This window comes from Thiolapillus sp. (assembly GCF_048562965.1).
In the GTDB taxonomy this organism is placed as follows: Bacteria; Pseudomonadota; Gammaproteobacteria; order Chromatiales; family Chromatiaceae; genus Thiolapillus; species Thiolapillus brandeum_A.
In genome coordinates, this window is record NZ_JBHNMF010000026.1 from 1 (window position 1) to 17,520 (window position 17,520).

The 17,520-nt window shown below is 56.0% G+C and carries 18 protein-coding genes; all 18 read right to left on the minus strand.

Going from position 1 to position 17,520, the window contains the following annotated elements; all coding sequences use genetic code 11:
- Nucleotides 1-354 (minus strand): type IV pili methyl-accepting chemotaxis transducer N-terminal domain-containing protein (locus tag ACOCD2_RS02995; RefSeq protein ID WP_293672427.1); only part of this gene is annotated, 354 nt, incomplete at its 3' end.
- A 75-nt stretch (nucleotides 355-429) separates the two neighbouring features.
- Entirely contained in the window at nucleotides 430-1,809 is a 1,380-nt protein-coding gene (locus ACOCD2_RS03000; RefSeq protein ID WP_293644690.1) for an ATP-binding protein, read from the minus strand.
- A complete protein-coding gene (locus ACOCD2_RS03005) occupies nucleotides 1,809-2,492 on the minus strand; it encodes a response regulator transcription factor (protein ID WP_293644688.1) in 684 nt (227 codons plus the stop codon). Before ACOCD2_RS03005 ends, ACOCD2_RS03000 begins: the two co-directional genes overlap by 1 nt.
- Nucleotides 2,493-2,542: 50 nt before the next feature.
- On the minus strand, nucleotides 2,543-2,743 hold the full coding sequence (locus tag ACOCD2_RS03010; protein WP_293644686.1) for a PepSY domain-containing protein: 201 nt from the start codon (nucleotides 2,741-2,743) through the stop codon (nucleotides 2,543-2,545).
- Nucleotides 2,744-3,052: 309 nt separating this feature from the next.
- Entirely contained in the window at nucleotides 3,053-4,507 is a 1,455-nt protein-coding gene (gene nuoN, locus ACOCD2_RS03015) for an NADH-quinone oxidoreductase subunit NuoN (RefSeq protein ID WP_293644684.1), read from the minus strand.
- 15 nt (nucleotides 4,508-4,522) lie between these two features.
- On the minus strand, nucleotides 4,523-6,037 hold the full coding sequence (locus ACOCD2_RS03020; protein ID WP_293644682.1) for an NADH-quinone oxidoreductase subunit M: 1,515 nt from the start codon (nucleotides 6,035-6,037) through the stop codon (nucleotides 4,523-4,525).
- Between the two features lie 6 nt (nucleotides 6,038-6,043).
- Nucleotides 6,044-8,005, minus strand: coding sequence for an NADH-quinone oxidoreductase subunit L (nuoL, locus tag ACOCD2_RS03025; RefSeq protein WP_293644696.1), 1,962 nt, complete (start codon nucleotides 8,003-8,005; stop codon nucleotides 6,044-6,046).
- 19 nt (nucleotides 8,006-8,024) lie between these two features.
- Nucleotides 8,025-8,330 (minus strand): NADH-quinone oxidoreductase subunit NuoK, encoded by a 306-nt coding sequence (gene nuoK, locus ACOCD2_RS03030; protein WP_293644680.1) that lies wholly within the window; start codon nucleotides 8,328-8,330, stop codon nucleotides 8,025-8,027.
- Complete coding sequence (locus ACOCD2_RS03035) at nucleotides 8,330-8,935, minus strand: NADH-quinone oxidoreductase subunit J (RefSeq protein ID WP_293644678.1); 606 nt, start codon at nucleotides 8,933-8,935, stop codon at nucleotides 8,330-8,332. The genes nuoK and ACOCD2_RS03035 overlap by 1 nt, the downstream gene beginning before the upstream one ends.
- A 7-nt stretch (nucleotides 8,936-8,942) precedes the next feature.
- Nucleotides 8,943-9,443, minus strand: coding sequence for an NADH-quinone oxidoreductase subunit NuoI (nuoI, locus tag ACOCD2_RS03040; RefSeq protein ID WP_293644676.1), 501 nt, complete (start codon nucleotides 9,441-9,443; stop codon nucleotides 8,943-8,945).
- A gap of 13 nt (nucleotides 9,444-9,456) precedes the next feature.
- Complete coding sequence (nuoH, locus tag ACOCD2_RS03045) at nucleotides 9,457-10,488, minus strand: NADH-quinone oxidoreductase subunit NuoH (RefSeq protein WP_305800146.1); 1,032 nt, start codon at nucleotides 10,486-10,488, stop codon at nucleotides 9,457-9,459.
- Between the two features lie 8 nt (nucleotides 10,489-10,496).
- Complete coding sequence (gene nuoG, locus ACOCD2_RS03050) at nucleotides 10,497-12,815, minus strand: NADH-quinone oxidoreductase subunit NuoG (protein ID WP_293644672.1); 2,319 nt, start codon at nucleotides 12,813-12,815, stop codon at nucleotides 10,497-10,499.
- A 6-nt stretch (nucleotides 12,816-12,821) separates the two neighbouring features.
- Nucleotides 12,822-14,096: an NADH-quinone oxidoreductase subunit NuoF gene (gene nuoF / locus ACOCD2_RS03055; RefSeq protein WP_293644670.1), complete on the minus strand. Its 1,275-nt coding sequence runs from the start codon at nucleotides 14,094-14,096 to the stop codon at nucleotides 12,822-12,824.
- Nucleotides 14,086-14,631 (minus strand): NADH-quinone oxidoreductase subunit NuoE, encoded by a 546-nt coding sequence (gene nuoE / locus ACOCD2_RS03060; RefSeq protein ID WP_293644668.1) that lies wholly within the window; start codon nucleotides 14,629-14,631, stop codon nucleotides 14,086-14,088. Before nuoE ends, nuoF begins: the two co-directional genes overlap by 11 nt.
- Nucleotides 14,631-15,884 carry an NADH-quinone oxidoreductase subunit D gene (locus ACOCD2_RS03065; RefSeq protein WP_293644666.1) on the minus strand — a complete coding sequence of 418 codons (1,254 nt, stop codon included), beginning with the start codon at nucleotides 15,882-15,884 and terminating at the stop codon, nucleotides 14,631-14,633. Before ACOCD2_RS03065 ends, nuoE begins: the two co-directional genes overlap by 1 nt.
- Nucleotides 15,877-16,584 carry an NADH-quinone oxidoreductase subunit C gene (locus tag ACOCD2_RS03070; protein ID WP_293644694.1) on the minus strand — a complete coding sequence of 236 codons (708 nt, stop codon included), beginning with the start codon at nucleotides 16,582-16,584 and terminating at the stop codon, nucleotides 15,877-15,879. Before ACOCD2_RS03070 ends, ACOCD2_RS03065 begins: the two co-directional genes overlap by 8 nt.
- Before the next feature lie 2 nt (nucleotides 16,585-16,586).
- Nucleotides 16,587-17,084, minus strand: coding sequence for a NuoB/complex I 20 kDa subunit family protein (locus ACOCD2_RS03075; protein ID WP_293644664.1), 498 nt, complete (start codon nucleotides 17,082-17,084; stop codon nucleotides 16,587-16,589).
- Complete coding sequence (locus tag ACOCD2_RS03080; protein ID WP_293644662.1) at nucleotides 17,075-17,431, minus strand: NADH-quinone oxidoreductase subunit A; 357 nt, start codon at nucleotides 17,429-17,431, stop codon at nucleotides 17,075-17,077. Before ACOCD2_RS03080 ends, ACOCD2_RS03075 begins: the two co-directional genes overlap by 10 nt.
- Nucleotides 17,432-17,520 lie beyond the last annotated feature (89 nt).

The following is a 17,520-nucleotide window of genomic DNA, read 5'->3' on the forward strand; positions in this document are numbered from 1 at the left end:
GTCAAAAAAATGCAATAGGGCTGATTGTTTGGCGCTTACCCTGTATGCGAACCACAGCCGGCTGATCTTTCCAATGACTTTCTTTTCCTTCGGCGTTTCCGCGAATAGGACCAGCTGCTCGAGATTGCGGTCGAACTGGCGAATGGTGTCGTCCATCTGCTTTACGGCACTCACACTCAACATGGTGTGCTGCCCCACCAGCGCATACGCCTTTACCATACGCTGACTGAGCATACGCTGCTGGCCGGCGATACTGATGGCATCATTCATCGCCAGGGCAGAAGCGGTGAGTGGCGCCAATAGCAGGCAACATGAAAACAGCAGCATAAAACAGATTTTTCGATTGTTTTTCAAGGAGCCACTCCTCTTGAAAGCGTCAGGCAGGGACACAGAGAATGGCGCGATTGTAGCAACATACCCTCTAAAATATCACAGGGAATGCATGGTTTTGCTATCCCCATCATATTTGGCATGCAACGAGGGATCCCATGCCGGAAACCGGATACGCAACGACAGCCCCCCCAGCGTTGATCTGCCGGCTTCCAGCGTGCCTCCGTACAGTGTGATGATCTCATGAGCCACGGAGAGCCCAATGCCCTGACCCGCCACCGTCTCGTCTGCCCGCTTCCCCCTTTGAAGCAGTTCGTTCCAGCGAGAGGCAGGAATACCGGGACCGTCATCTTCGATCAGCAGCAGCTCCCCATTCCCCGCAATACTCACCCGTACTTTGCTGTTCGCATATTTGAAGGCGTTTTCCAGGAGATTGCCCATCACTTCCATCAGGTCTGCTTCATCACCGTGAAAAACGGCCCGGGTATCGAGTTCACGGACACAGGTCAGTTTTTTTTCAGCATAAATCTTTTCGAGAGTATCCAGCAGGCGCGTTACCACAGGTGCCAGCGCCACAGGTTCGGTCAAGGCTGACCGGGCAGCCACCGCTGCCCGGCTCAATTGATGCTGTACGATATGATCCATGCGGTCCAGCTGCTCAACAGTGGTCTCGCGAAGCTTTGAACAAGGCACCTTGCTGTCCTGCAGTACGGTACTGAGATATGCCAGTGGCGTTTTCAGACTGTGCACGAGATCATCCAGGCTGTTGCGGTATCGCTGCTGTACCGAATCGGCATGTTCCATCAGGGCATTCAGACTGGAAGTCAGACCCTGCAGCTCTGCCGGATATTCACCCGCTAGGCGTTTCTTCCGCCCCTGATGTATGGCCTGAAGGTCAGCCTCTACCCGTCGCAAGGGCCTCAACCCCCAACGCAGCACAAGCGCCTGCACCAGCAGCAGGGCCAATGCCAGCCCTCCCAGCCAGGCCCACAGGTTCAGGCGAAAAGCCGCCAGTTGCGCTTCAAACGGCTGTGCCTGTTCCACCACGTTGAAGGTGAAGGCCTGTGAATCCCCGGCATCGTCCTCCCATTCCACACCGTAGGAAAACAGAAAATGACCATCCAGGCGTTTGAAGCGGAATTTACCCGCGGGCAATGAAGGAGCAGCCGGGATGGTCAGTCCCAGTGATGAGCGGGAACGCCAGAGCAACTTTCCGTCTGCGGTGCTGACAAAGGCATACAGGCCCGAATCCGGCCGGGAAAACCGTGGCTCGGGCAGATTCTCCGGCAGTTGCATTCTTCCCCGGGCATCCACATCTGCGGCCGCCAGCAGCCCATAGACATGAGACTGGAGTTTTTCCCTCAGCGCGGCCTCACTGCTTTTTCGAAACGCCGAATCAAGCGCCCAGCCTGTAATCCCCAGAAATCCCGCAAGTACCAGGGTGGCCATGAGCAGCAGTCGGAGATGAATGGACCGCATCAACCAGCCCTTCTGTCCAGCCTGAAACAGTATCCCCTTCCCCTCAGGGTTTCAATGGGTTTGAGCCTGTTGTCGGGATCCAGTTTGCGCCGCAGCCGGCTGAGCAGCACCTCCAGAACATTGCTGTCCCTGTCATAGTCCTGCTCGTAGATACGTTCTGTAAGCTCAGTTTTCGATACGACCTCGCCGGCATGGAGCATCAGATATTCCAGCACCCGGTATTCATACGCAGTCAGTTGCACCGCCTCACCGTTTATTTCGAGACTTTGTGACATGGTGTCGAGACTGATGGAACCAAACTGCAGCACGGGTGTGGACCAGCCGCTGCTGCGCCGCAGCAACGCATTGAGCCTCGCCAGCAGTTCCTCGAATTGAAATGGCTTTACCAGGTAATCATCCGCCCCAGCCTCCAGTCCTTCCACCTTTTCCTGCCAGCGTCCCCTCGCCGTGAGAATGAGAATGGGAAAATCCCTGTCTTCAGCGCGCAAGGTACGGATGACTTCCAACCCAGGGATATCCGGCAGTCCAAGATCGATGATGGCCACGTCGATGGGAAACTCCCGGCCCAGATAGAGACCGTTGGTGCCGTTTTCAGCCTGCTCCACTGCATAGCCACTTCTCTCCAGTTGGCCAGACAACTGCAGCAGCAGGGGTATTTCATCCTCGACCAGTAACAGCCGCATTTATATCACCCAGCAACCGTTGCCGTTGTGTCCAGGTTGCGTTGTCATTCCTATCGCCTGCGCCGGATGATTTCACCAGTAGCCGGATCCACCCGCAAACGGCGAACCTTACCGTTGCCGGTAAGCACCCGGATGCGGTACTCCGCATCGATTTCTTCGGCAGACAGTATACGGCCGTCGAATTGCCCACGCACGCGGTTTACCGCATCGTCAAGGCTGATGCTGTCCATGCTGTCACTGAAGCGGCTCATTTCAGCTTTCTTACTGTGGTGTTTGCCCCCACGCTCTCCTGCAGAGGCACTGAGAAACCAGCAACCTGCAAGCAGGGTAATGAATAGTTTTCGAACAACCGACATCGTGAGGAACCTGTTTTTCAGCAGGATGATTGAATCATCCCTCGTCAACCCATCAGAACAGGACTTCATCCTAACCTGTAGGACACCTGAAGATCAAAATACCAGAATGATACTGAACCGGGACTGAACAGAGGCACACAAGCCAGGAAAACAAACCAGCCATCATACCTGCGCGAAAATCACCTCAAATACCAAGGCGGACAATCACAGCGCAGCAATAGCAGCCTGACACAAAGCCAGCAGAGAAGCGGGGAAAATGCCGTAATAAAGCATGGCCAGACCATTCACGGAAATAGCCATGCGCGCATCCACGTTTGCGACGATGGGCGCCTGGGTGATGGGCTGATCGAAATAGATGACCTTGATGACCCGCAGGTAATAGAAGGCGCCGACTACAGAGAAGAATACGGCCACCAGCGCCAGCCACAGCATGTCGGCGTTCACCAGGGCATCCAGCACAAACAGCTTGGCGAAGAATCCCACAGTAGGTGGTACTCCCGCCATGGAGAACATGATCAGCATCATCATGGCCGCCAGCCAGGGACTGCGTTTGTTCAGCCCTTTGAGGTCATGCAGGTATTCAGCTTCCACACCCTTGCGACTGAGAATGGCAAGCAGGCCAAAACCACCCACTGCCGTCAGCGCATAAACAATGGTATAGAACATGGCCGAGGTATAGCCCTTGCCGGCGCCTGCCAGCAGGCCCAGAAAGATGAACCCGACATGAGAAATCGTGGAATAGGCCAGCATGCGTTTGACGTTGTCCTGAACCAGCGCAACGATATTGCCCAGCGCCATGGAAAGTACCGCCAGGATCATCAGCATGCCCTGCCAGCCCTGCCAGCCCATTTCCGGCCCCAGACCGCCCATACCCTGAACAAGAATACGCATGGCCATGGCGAAAGCCGCGATCTTCGGCACGGATCCCAGGAAAGCGGTAACCACCACGGGAGCGCCCTGGTAGACGTCGGGTGCCCACATGTGAAAAGGCACAGCGCCGAATTTGAAGGCAATACCGATCAACACAAACACCAGCCCGAAAGTCAGTACCGTCTGATCAGCATGTCCACTGGCAATGACCCTGGCCACACCGGCAAAATCCAGCATTCCCGTTGCACCATAGACCATGGAAATGCCATACAGCAACATGCCGGACGCCAGCGCTCCCAGCACGAAATACTTCATCGCCGCTTCAGAGCCCTTTTTCGAATCACCATCGAAGGCCACCAGCGCGTACAAACTCAGTGCCAGCAATTCAAGACCGAGATACAGCGTGAGGAAGCTGCCTGCGGAAACCATGATCATCATGCCCAGTATGGCAAGCATGCCAAGCACATAGAACTCGCCTTTGAACAGGTTGCGGTCAACCAGATAGCGACGGGAATAGATAAAGGCGAAAATACCCACGCTCAGCAGCGAGATCTTCAGCATGCTGCCCATGGCATCGATCACGTAAGCGCCGTGCATGACCACCCGGCTGCTGTCATCCACCCATACGACTGCAGACATTGTCGCAATCAGCGCAGCCAGGGACAGCCCGTAAGTAAACATGCGTTTGCTCTGATCCAGGAACAGATCCAGTATCAGAATAACGGCAATCGCCGAGAGCAGTACGATCTCAGGCAGCAGTGACAGCAATGTTGAGGCGTTAAAATCCATCAGGTTTACCTGAAGTTACAGTTTCGGAACAGCAATATGATTGACCAGATTGGTGATGGACACGTCCATCACCTGTATCAGTGGCTCAGGCCACAGACCCAGCACCAGCACGGCGATCGCCAGAGAAGCCAGCACCAGGGCTTCACGCTTGTTTATATCCTGCAGGGCGGCTACCTTCTCGTTGGAGACCTCACCAAACACCACCCGTTTGACCATCCAGAGCGTATACGCCGCGCCAATGATCAATGTGGTGGCAGCAAGAAAGGCGAACCAGAAATCCGCCCGGAAACTGGCCAGAATCACCATGAATTCACCCACGAACCCGGAAGTGCCCGGCAGGCCGGCATTCGCCATAGCGAAAAAGACCATGAAAGCCGCAAACCAGGGCATGGTATTCACAACGCCTCCGTAGTCGGCAATCTCACGGCTGTGCATACGATCGTAGAGCACACCCACACACAGGAACATGGCCGCAGAGATGAAACCATGGGAGACCATCTGCACCATCCCTCCCTGCATGCCCAGCACCACACCGTTACTCACTTCCGGCTTGGCAAAAATGATGAATGCGATGAAGAAACCCAGGGTAACGAAGCCCATGTGTGCGATGGAAGAGTAAGCAATGAGCTTTTTCATGTCCTTCTGCACCAGTGCCACGAATCCGATGTAAACAACTGCGATCAGCGACATGTCGATGATCAACCAGTCCAGTTCCTTGCTCGCATCCGGAGTGATGGGAAGGCTGAAACGCAGGAAACCGTATCCGCCAATCTTCAGCATGATGGCCGCCAGCACCACCGAACCGCCGGTGGGAGCTTCCACGTGTGCATCAGGCAGCCAGGTATGCACCGGCCACATGGGCACCTTCACCGCAAACGCTGCCAGGAACGCTAGGAAAATCAGAATCTGTTCGGTCAGGCCCAGCTTGAGCGTATGGAAACCCAGGATCTCCATGCTGCCGGACTGGAAATACATGTAGATCAGCGCCACCAGCATGAACACCGACCCCAGGAAGGTATACAGGAAGAACTTGATCGTGGCATACACCCTGTTGGGCCCGCCCCAGATCCCGATAATAAGGAACATGGGGATGAGCATGGCTTCCCAGAACACATAAAACAGCATGGCGTCCAGTGCGGAGAACACACCTACCATCACACCTTCCATGATCAGGAAGGCCGCCATGTACTGGGAAGGCTTGTACTGAATCACCTGCCATCCGGCAATGACCACCAGAATGGTGATAAAGGTGGTCAGGATGATCAGGGGCATGGAAATACCATCCACGCCCAGATGGTAATTGACCTTGAAGGATTCGATCCAGGGGATGTTTTCCTGGAACTGCATGGCAGCCGTGCCGGTTTCAAAACCCGTATAAAGCAGCAGACTGAGCAGGAACGTCAGCACAGCCACGGACAGCGCCAGCCAGCGACTGACATTGGGCGCCTTGTCGCCGCTGAACGCCACCAACAGGCCGCCCAGGACAGGCAACCAGATAACTGCACTCAAAATTGGCCAATCTGCACTCATTATCTTCTATCCAATCCTTAACTCAGCGAACCAGAACAGCAGGCCCAGAAGACCCAATATCATGGCTATAGCATAGTGATACAGATAACCGCTCTGTATCCAGCGTACCGCCTGAGCCAGCACGCCGAACGAGCGCGCCGAACCGTTTACCGAAATGCCATCGATGAGGGTCTTGTCACCCACATTCCACAACAGCTTTCCGGTGAGCAGGCTGCCACCGGCAAAAATGAACTGGTTTAACTCGTCGAAACCGTATTTCCGGTCCAGCAGTGCATACAGCCAGTCGAAGCGGATACGCAGGTTCTGTGCGATGGACGGTTTCATCAGGTAAACATACCAGGCTACCGCCAGACCGCCCATGGCCAGCCAGAATGGCAGCGCCATCACACCGTGAGAGATGAAACCAACCTGATTGTGGTAGTGCTCTCCGATTTCACCCAGCGTGTCATGGGCGGAAGCCACATGCAGTACGCCTTTGAAGAAATCACCGAACAACATGGGTTCGATGGCAAACCAGCCGATAAACACCGATGGAATGGCCAGCAGAATCAGTGGCAGCGTCACGACCGCAGGTGATTCTTTCAGATGCTCTTTCGCATGCTCATCCCGCGGCCCCTTGCCGTGGAATACGATGAAATACAGGCGGAAGCTGTACAACGCCGTGACGAATACACCAAAGACCAGCAGCCAGTGGGCATAGTCGGATCCAAAAATCTGCGATGACCCAACGGCTTCTATGATCGCATCCTTGGAAAAGAAACCGGAGAACCCGGGGAAGCCGATCAGCGCCAGAGTACCGAGCAGGAAAGTTAACCAGGTAACCTTCATGTACTTGCGTACACCACCCATGTTGCGGATATCCTGATCGTGGTGCATACCGATAATGACGGACCCTGCCGCCAGGAACAGCAGCGCCTTGAAGAAGGCATGGGTCATCAGATGGAAAAGACCTGCCGCATACGCGGATGCACCCAGAGCCGCAACCATGTAACCGAGCTGGGAAAGCGTGGAATAGGCAATCACCCGCTTGATATCATTCTGGATGATACCGATCAGTCCCATGAAGAATGCGGTGGTGGCACCAATAATGAGCACAAAGCTCAACGCTGTTTCCGACAGTTCATACAGGGGTGACATGCGCGCCACCATGAAGATACCGGCGGTAACCATGGTCGCAGCGTGAATCAATGCGGAAATGGGGGTCGGGCCTTCCATGGAGTCCGGCAGCCACACATGCAGCGGCATCTGGGCTGATTTGCCCATGGCGCCGATAAACAGCAGGATGCAGATCACGGTCATCAGGGACCATTGACTGTCGCCCCAGATATTGATGCTGTCTCCGGCGTGATCCGGTGCCGCAGCAAAGACCTGTGCGTAATCCAGACTGTTGAAGTACATGGCAACCGCAGCGATACCCAGGATGAAGCCGAAATCCCCTACCCGGTTCACCAGGAAGGCCTTCATATTCGCAAAGATCGCCGATTCCTTCTTGAAGTAGAAACCGATGAGCAGATAGGACACCAGACCCACGGCCTCCCAGCCGAAGAACAGCTGCAGGAAGTTGTTGGACATGACCAGCATGAGCATGGAGAAGGTGAACAGGGCGATGTAGCTGAAGAAGCGCTGATAGCCTTCCTCGTCGGCCATGTAGCCGATGGTATAGATATGCACCATAAGGGACACGAAAGTCACGACCGCGATCATCATGGCCGTGAGATTGTCCACCAGGAACCCCACATGCATCTGCATGCCGTCCACCACCATCCAGGTGTAAATATTCTCGTTGAATACCGGTGCACCATTCATGACATGCTGCCAGAACACATAAGCGGAAAGCAGGAAGGAAACAGCAACACCGAGGGTGGCTGCCCAGTGTGCACCTGCCCTGCCGATCTGATTACGGAACAGGCCGGCAATGACAGACCCGGCCAGGGGTGCCAGTACCAGAGCAAGATAGATGGATTTCATGTCAATATCACCCATAGCGCTATCCCTTCATGGTATCGAGGTCATCGACATCGATAGTATTGCGGTTACGGAACAACACGATCAGGATTGCCAGACCTATGGCCGCTTCTGCCGCCGCCACAGTCAGGATGAAGAATACGAACACCTGGCCGTTTACATCCCCGAGGAAGTGCGAGAAAGCGACAAAATTGATGTTCACTGCCAGAAGCATCAGCTCCACGCACATCAGAAGCACGATGAGATTTTTCCGGTTGATGAAAATGCCGGCAACGCTGATCACGAACAGCAGCGCCCCCAGAATGAGATATTCAGACAGGGAAATCATCAGCCTTTCTCCTCCGCTGCCATCTTGACGATCTTCAGACGGTCTTTCTTTTTCACCATATGCTGGCTGGCGACGTCCTGGCGCTTGGTATCCGGCCGTTTACGCAGGGTCAGGCTTATGGCTGCAATCATGGCAACCAGCAGGATGACTGCCGCGATCTCCAGCGCATACAGATGCTGTGTAAACAGCGAAATACCCAACTCTGCGGTATTGTTGTAATCGGCAGGTGCTGCTTCAGGAGCGGCATATTTGGCTAGCCCGAAATGCTTTGGCCCGAGCACCAGCACCATTTCAGCCAGCATCAGCGCGGCAACCACGATGCCCACCGGCAGGTGTCTTATGAAACCGGCACGCATGGCGGCGAGATTGACATCCAGCATCATGATCACGAACAGGAACAGCACCATCACGGCACCGACATACACCAATACCAGCACGATGGCCAAGAATTCCGCTTCCGCCAGCATCCAGATACCGGCCATGTTGAAGAACGCCAGCACCAGAAACAGGGCCGAATGAACAGGATTCTTGCGGGAGATCACCATCAGTGCCGCCCCCACGAGAATGGCGGCAAACAGGTAAAACAAAAATTTCTCGAAACTCATGATCTGATCACCGGTATCTGGCCTGTGCTGCACGGTCTTCCGCCAGCTGTATCTCGTACTTGTCACCCATGGCCAAAAGTTTTTCCTTGGTCATGATGTAATTGCCCGCAGCCTTGTCAGTATCCTCAAAGTGATATTCATACAAACGGGTTTCCACAATGGCATCCACCGGACAGGATTCTTCACAGAAACCGCAGAAGATGCATTTGAACAAATCGATGTCATACCGCGTGGTGCGTCGCGACCCGTCTTCCCGGGGCGCAGCCTCGATGGTAATGGCATTTGCCGGACAGACAGCCTCGCAAAGCTTACAGGCGATGCAGCGTTCTTCACCGTTCGGATACCGGCGCTGGGCATGCAGACCACGGAAGCGGGGAGACACGGGGGCCTTCTGCTCCGGGTAGTTCAGCGTGAATTTCTTCCTGAACAGATAGCGCCCGGTCACACTCATACCCTTGAACAGTTCCAGGAGGAACAGGGAGCGAACGTAATGGATGACGGTTTTCATTACCTATCCCTCCTCACTGAAACCAGGGGCCGATGTTGTAGACCTGCGCCGCGCCGACAACCACGATCCAGACGATGGTGATGGGGATGAAGATCTTCCATCCGAGGCGCATGATCTGGTCATAGCGGTAACGGGGAAACGTCGCCCGGAACCACAGAAACAGGAACATGAAAAAGAAGGTCTTGGCCACCAGCCAGAGTATCCCCGGCACCCAGGCGAACCAGGATTCCATGAAGGTGCCCTGAAAGGGTGACAGCCAGCCTCCCATGAACATCAGCGCAGTCAAAGCTGAGATCAGGATCATATTGGCGTATTCGGCGAGGAAGAACACGGCGAAAGCCATGCCTGAATAATCCACGTGGAAGCCCGCCACGATCTCGGATTCGCCTTCCGCCACATCGAAAGGCGAGCGGTTGGTTTCCGCGACACCCGAGATGAAGTAGATCACGAACAGGGGCAGCAGGGGCAACCAGTACCAGTGCAGCACACTCCCGTTCTGCCCCTCGACGATCTGACCGAGATTCAGGCTGCCTGCGGCTACCAGCACGCCAACCAGGGCAAAGCCCATGGCGATCTCATAGGAAACGATCTGCGCGGCGGAACGGATAGCGCCGAGGAAAGCATATTTGGAATTGGACGCCCAACCCGCAATGATAACGCCATAGACACCGATGGAAGTCATGGCCAGCAGGTAGAGCAGCCCGGCATTGATGTCGGAAAGCACCAGCCCTGTATCGAACGGGAATACCGCCCAGGCGGCCAGGGCCGGGCCGATGCTCAATAGAGGGGCGATAAGGAACAGGGTCTTGTCTGCATTGGTGGGCAGCACGATTTCCTTGAACATGAGCTTGACCGCATCTGCGATGGGCTGCCCCCAGCCTTTGGGGCCCACGCGATTCGGGCCCAGGCGAATCTGCATATAACCGATGATCTTGCGCTCGGCATAGGTGTAGTACGCCACCAGTACCATCAGCGGCGCCATGATCACCACGATCTTGAGGATGATCTGTATCCACACCGGCAGCCATTCATAGAGTCCGATCAGAAAGTCCATCACGCCTTCTCCAGTGAAACAGCGCCGAAGCCTTCACCCAGCAGCTCGCTGCCAGGCACACCCGTAGGCATCCAGACACAATTGGCGGGAACCCGCTCATCCACAGTCAGGGGCAGTGTCAGCTCCCCTTCTCCCTGCCTCAGCACTGCAGAGCCGCCATCCGACAGTCCCAACTGACTGGCAGTATCGGCATTTATCCTCAGCCCGGCCTTCCAGGCATCAGGCGTGTGCTGCAGCGCACCGGAACGGCGCACCAGCATATCCATGCTGTACAGAGGCACTCCGCCGATGCGTTGCAGATCATCACCGGCCTGCAGGCACACGGAAAGGGAAGGCTCTGCTCTCAGGCTGTTGTCCGGGGAAATCTCACCAACGGTTTCCAGCGCTTCATCAAGCACATCCTGAGAGGACTCGTAGTCGAAGCCCTGCCGGTTGGTGAGGTTACCCAGAACACGCAGCACCTTCCAGGCGGGCCGGGCTTCTCCGACGGGCCTGGCGGCTCCATTGAAAGATTGCACATCGCCCTGCAAATTGACAAAGCTGCCGGACGTTTCCAGGCTGGCAGCCACCGGCAGAACCACATCGGCGTACTGCTCCAGCCAGGGGCTGATATGGGTACTCAGGGCAACAACCTTTGCACTGGACAGCAGTGCGGCCATCGCTCCTGGATTGGCAGTGTCGAATTCCGGCTCCACATTCAGCAGCACACAGGCATCCAGCCCTTCTTTCTGCATACCAGCCAGCGAGAGGCCATTGTCCTTATGAGGCACAGCTCCAGCCAGCCAGGCACCGGTACTGTTGGCGCCATCACCGACGAAACCCAGATCGACATCCGCCGCCTGCGCGATATTGTTGGCCAGCTGGCGTAACAGTGCATAATCCGGATGCATTTGAGCGACGCTGCCCAGCAGCACCAGGCCTCTTTCAGCAGACTTGAGCGCTTCGGCAATCGCCTGATGACTTGCATCCGCCTTGGCATCCAGGCCTGCGGTATCGGCTCCAAGAACGGCTGCCACCGCTGCCATGTGGGTCACCATGTCTGCCGGTGACACCACCAGCTTGTGGCTGAGCTCATAGTTGAAATCGTAGTCCACCGGATTGACAGCCATCACCTGACCACCGGCCAGTACCGACTTGCGAACATGATGGTTCAGCAAGGGCTGATCCTTGCGCAGCCAGGACCCAACCAGCAACACTGCCTGGTTGTTTTCCAGATCATCAAAGCGCTGTCCCATCCAGGGCAGTGCAGGATCTGCTTCATCACCACGGAAATCAGACTGACGCAGGCGGTGATCAATATTGCCGGATCCCAATGCTCTCAGCAGCTTCTGCAGCAGGTACATTTCTTCCAGCGTGGAACTGGGGGAAACCAGCGCACCGAGGCGTTCCGCCTCGGCCTGCCTGAGTACTTCCGCCGTTTCCAGCAGCGCTTCCTGCCATTCGACTTCCTGCAGTTCGCCGTCCTTGCGCAGCAGGGGCTTTTGCAGACGGTCTTCGCTGTACATTCCCTGGTAGCTGAAACGGTCCCGGTCTGAAATCCAGGTTTCGTTGACCGCTTCATTGTCTCTGGGCACTACGCGCATCACCTGATGATTACGCACATGCACCTGAATATTGGAACCCACGCCATCATGGGCGGCAACGCTGTCGTGGGTGGTCAGTTCCCAGGCCCGGGCGCGATAACGGAAGGGTTTGGAAGTCAGCGCGCCCACGGGACACAGATCAATGATATTACCGGACAGTTCAGAGCTGACGCTGTTTTCCACATACACGCCGATTTTCATGTGCTCACCGCGACCGGTGGCCCCCAGTTCGCGTATGCCGGCGATCTCGTCACCAAAGCGCACGCAGCGGGTGCAGTGAATACAGCGGGTCATGTCGGTGGCGATGAGCGGCCCGATATTCTGGCTGGGCACAACGCGCTTGCCCTCGGAGAAACGGGAAATACCCTCACCGAAGCCCATGGCTACATCCTGCAACTCGCACTCCCCACCCTGATCACAGATCGGGCAGTCCAGCGGGTGATTGATGAGCAGGAATTCCATGGTGCCTTTCTGAGCCTGGCGCGCCAGGGGCGAGCAGGTCCAGGCCTTCATGCCATCGGCAACCGGTGTTGCGCATGCGGGCAGTGGCTTGGGCGCGTTCTCCACTTCCACCAGGCACATACGGCAGTTGGCGGCAACAGAAAGCTTTTTGTGATAGCAGAAACGTGGCACGGTGATGCCGGCAGCGTCTGTTACCTCGATAAGCATCTGGCCAGGGGTGGCTTCTAGCTTCTTGCCATCGACTTCGATGGTGATGTTCTGCTGATCGGACATAAGTTGCTAGCGCCCCCCTACCATGCACTTCTTGTGATCGATGTGGTACTGGAATTCCTCACGGTAATGCTCGATGAACGCAGCAACCGGCATGGCAGCGGCGTCCCCCAAGGCACAGATAGTGCGACCCATGATGCGCTTGGTGACGTCGTTCAGCAGATCCATGTCTTCCTGGCGACCCTGCCCGTGCTCAATGCGATGGATGACACGGTGCATCCAGCCCGTGCCCTCCCGGCAGGGTGTGCACTGGCCACAGGATTCTTCATAATAAAAATAGGAAATCCGGTCCAGCAGTTTCACCATGCACTGCTGATCATCGATGACGATCACCGCGCCGGAACCCAGCATGGAGCCCGCCTTGGCGATGGCATCGTAATCCATGGTGAGATCCATCATCACGTCGCCCGGCAATACGGGTGAGGAGGAACCGCCGGGAATCACCGCCTTGAGCTTGTAGCCATCCTTCATGCCACCCGCCATTTCCAGCAGTTCGGAAAAAGGCGTGCCCATGGGAATTTCGAAGACCCCGGGATTGTTGATATTGCCGGAGATGGAAAACAGTTTTGAACCACCGCTGTTTTCAACACCAATATCACGGAACCACTCGCCACCCTGACGGACGATGTCCGGAATGGAGGCCAGGGATTCGGTGTTGTTGATGATGGTGGGCCGGCCGTACAGGCCGAACATGGCGGGAAACGGTGGCTTGAAGCGAGGCTGTCCCTTCTTGCCCTCGATGGATTCCAGCAGTGCGGTTTCCTCACCGCAGACGTAGGCGCCACCGCCCAGGTGGGCATGAATGTCGAAGCTGAAACCGGAATCCAGGATATTGTCGCCCAGCAGGCCGGCATCTCTGGCTTCCTGCAGGGCGGCCTCGAAGCGCTCGTAGGGCTCCCAGAATTCCCCACGGATATAATTGTAGCCCGCAGTGCTGCCGGTGGCATATCCCGCGATGATCATGCCTTCGATGAGGGCGTGGGGATTGTAGCGAAGAATATCCCTGTCCTTGAAAGTACCTGGCTCACCCTCGTCCGAGTTGCAGACGATGTACTTGTCACCCGGTGCGCTGCGGTTGATAAAGCTCCATTTCAGGCCCGTGGGGAAGCCCGCGCCGCCACGACCGCGCAATCCGGAGGTCTTGACGGTTTCGATAATGTCTTCCTGGGGTGTTTTTTCCTTGAGAATCTTGCGCAGAGCCTCATAGCCCCCTTCTGATTCATAGGTGGACAGCAACCAGGGACGGTCCAGATGGAGGGTGCGCAGGCAGACTTCATTCGCCATTGTCTTGCTCCAGGCTGTCCAGTATGGAATCCACCAGTTCCGGCGTCAGGTTCTCATAATACTGCTTGCCGATCTGGAACATGGGCGCACCGCCACAGGCTCCCAGGCATTCCACTTCCTTGAGAGTGAACCTGCCGTCTTCCGTCGTCTGGCCCAGTTTGATGCCCAGACGTTTTTGCAGATGCTCCACGATATTTTCCGAACCACAGATCATGCAGGAGACATTGGTGCAAACGCAGATCTTGTGCCTGCCGACTTCGCTCAGCTCATACATGGAATAGAAGGTAGCGACCTCGTAGACAGCGATGGGCGGCATATCCAGGTAGTCCGCCACCTTGTCCATGAGTTCCCGGGTCAGGTAACCGCCATTGTCATCCTGCACAATACGCAGGGCCGCCATCACGGCCGACTGCTTCCATTCCTCGGGATACTTGGCTACCCATTGATCGATTTCCGCCCGGATTTCCGGCGAAAAAAGGTTTTCCTTGTCTGCCCGCTTGTTGGCACGAGCCCAGGGTTCACAACGAAGGGTCATCAGCGGTCGATCTCCCCAAAAACAACGTCCATGGTACCGATCACGGCCACCACGTCTGCAAGCATATGCCCCTTGGTCATCTCATCCATGGCTGCCATGTGTGCAAAACCAGGAGCGCGAATTTTCAGTCGGTAAGGCTTGTTGGCGCCATCAGCGATGATATAACAGCCGAATTCCCCCTTGGGTGCTTCCACGGCGAAATAGACTTCGCTCTCGGGAATGCTGTAGCCTTCCGTAAACAGTTTGAAGTGATGAATCAGCGCTTCCATGTCGTCTTTCATCTTTTCCCGGGGCGGCGGCGCCACCTTGTAATCACCGACCATCACGGGTCCCGGATTGTTCTTCAGCCATTCCACACACTGTTTCATGATGCGGTTGGACTGACGCATTTCCTCGACACGCACCAGGTAGCGGTCATAGGAATCGCCGTTGCTGCCCAGGGGAATGTCGAAATCCACCTTGTCGTAGGCCGCATAGGGCTGCTTCTTGCGCAGATCCCAGGCGATGCCGGAACCACGGATCATGGGACCGGTAAAGCCCAGCTGCCGGGCGCGTTCCGGCGTGACCACACCGATGCCCACCAGGCGCTGCTTCCAGATGCGGTTGTCGGTAAGCAGGGTTTCGTATTCGTCGATATATTTTGGGAAACGCTCGGTGAAATCCTCGATGAAATCCAGCAATGAGCCTTCCCTTGCCTGATTACGGTATTTCACATCCTTTTCGTTGCCCAGCAGCTCCTTTGTATAGCGTGGCATCTGCTCCGGCAGATCACGGTAGACGCCACCGACGCGATAATAGGCAGCATGCATGCGTGCGCCCGAAACCGCCTCGTAACAGTCCATGAGATCTTCCCGCTCGCGGAAGGCATACAGGAATACCGTCATGGCTCCCACATCGAGGGCATGTGCACCCAGCCACATCAGGTGGTTGAGGATGCGGGTGATCTCATCAAACAGCACACGAATGTACTGCGCCCGTTCAGGTACTTCCACACCCAGTAGTTTCTCGATGGTGCCGACATAGCCATGTTCGTTGCACATCATGGACACGTAGTCGAGACGGTCCATGTAGGGAATGGAGTGATTGTAAGGCTTGTGCTCGGCCAGCTTCTCTGTGCCGCGATGCAGGAGGCCCACATGAGGATCGGCGCGTTCGATGACCTCGCCGTCCATTTCCAGCACCAGGCGCAACACGCCGTGGGCCGCAGGATGCTGAGGGCCGAAATTGAGGGTGTAGTTGCGAATCTCAGCCATCGGCCTGCTCCTCTTCACTCACCGGCTCGCAGCCTTCTTCATAACGGTGATCGTGGCGGACCACGCGAGGCACCAGGGTTCTCTGTTCAATGGTAACGGGCTCGTAGACCACCCTGCCCTTGTCCTCGTCGTAACGCATCTCCACCTGGCCCACCAGGGGAAAGTCCTTGCGGAAGGGGTGGCCGATGAAACCATAGTCCGTAAGAATACGCCGCAGGTCGGGATGGCCATTGAAGAGAATGCCGAACATATCGAAGGCTTCCCTTTCGAACCAGTTGGCGCCGTTCCAGATACCCGTGACGGAATCGACCACGGGATAATCCGGGTTCAGGAACACCTTCACCCGCAGGCGTACATTGTGGGAAAGGGACAGCAGATGATAGACCACGGCAAAGCGGCTTTCCATGTCGATATCCGCATGGGTACTGCGCTCGGCACCCCGGCTAAAGCCGGTATTGGGCGCATCCTCGGCATTCCACTCCGACTGACCGTAGGCCGCGTAATCTACGCCGCAGACATCGATGCACTGGTCGAAGCCCAGGTCGCGGTGGCTGCGCAGGATCCGCATCACAGGCAACAACTGCTCTTTCGGCACCACCAGGGTCACTTCATTGAGCACACGGGTCCATTTGCACTCCTCGAAATCCTCTTCGAGCCGATCTTCCAGAGCTTCTTCCAGATCGTCAAGTCTGTCTTCCATGCTCATGCCGGTTCCTCGACTTTGGTGCGTGCAATCGTGGTTTCCCGGCGAATCTTGTTTTGCAGCTGCACGATACCGTACAACAGCGCTTCTGCGGTTGGCGGGCAACCCGGCACATACACATCCACCGGTACCACGCGATCACAACCGCGTACCACCGCATAGGAATAGTGATAATAACCGCCGCCATTGGCGCAGGACCCCATGGAGATGACCCATTTGGGGTCCGGCATCTGGTCATACACCTTGCGCAGGGCCGGCGCCATCTTGTTTACCAGGGTACCGGCAACGATCATGACGTCCGACTGCCGCGGACTGGGGCGGAAGATAATACCGAAACGGTCCAGATCATAGCGGGACGCACCCGCCTGCATCATTTCCACCGCACAGCAGGCCAGACCAAAAGTCATGGGCCACATCGAACCCGTGCGCGCCCAGTTGATGACCGTATCCAGCGAGGTGGTAACGAAACCTTCCTCGAATACGCCTTCTATTCCCATTCCAGCGCTCCCTTTTTCCGCTCGTAGATAAAACCGATCACCAGTATGCCCAGAAAGATCATCATGGCCCAAAAGCCCACGGGTCCAACCCGATCGAGCACGACCGCCCAGGGGAAGAAGAATGCAATTTCGAGATCGAACAGAATGAAGAGAATGGCCACCAGATAGAAACGCACGTCGAACTTCATGCGTGCATCTTCAAAAGCCTCGAAGCCACATTCATAACGGGAGCCTTTCTCTTCGTCGGGATTGTGGGGTGACAGCATGAACCCCATACCCATGGCAGCGACACCGACAAACAGGCCGATGACGATAAAAATCAGTATTGGCAGATAGTTTTCCAGCACTTGGAAGCGGCCCCCTAGCTTGAATTTTCAGGCGCACTTAGTCTATTGCAGTGCTGCCCCTAGGTCAAATTTAGCGCGCTTGATAAATA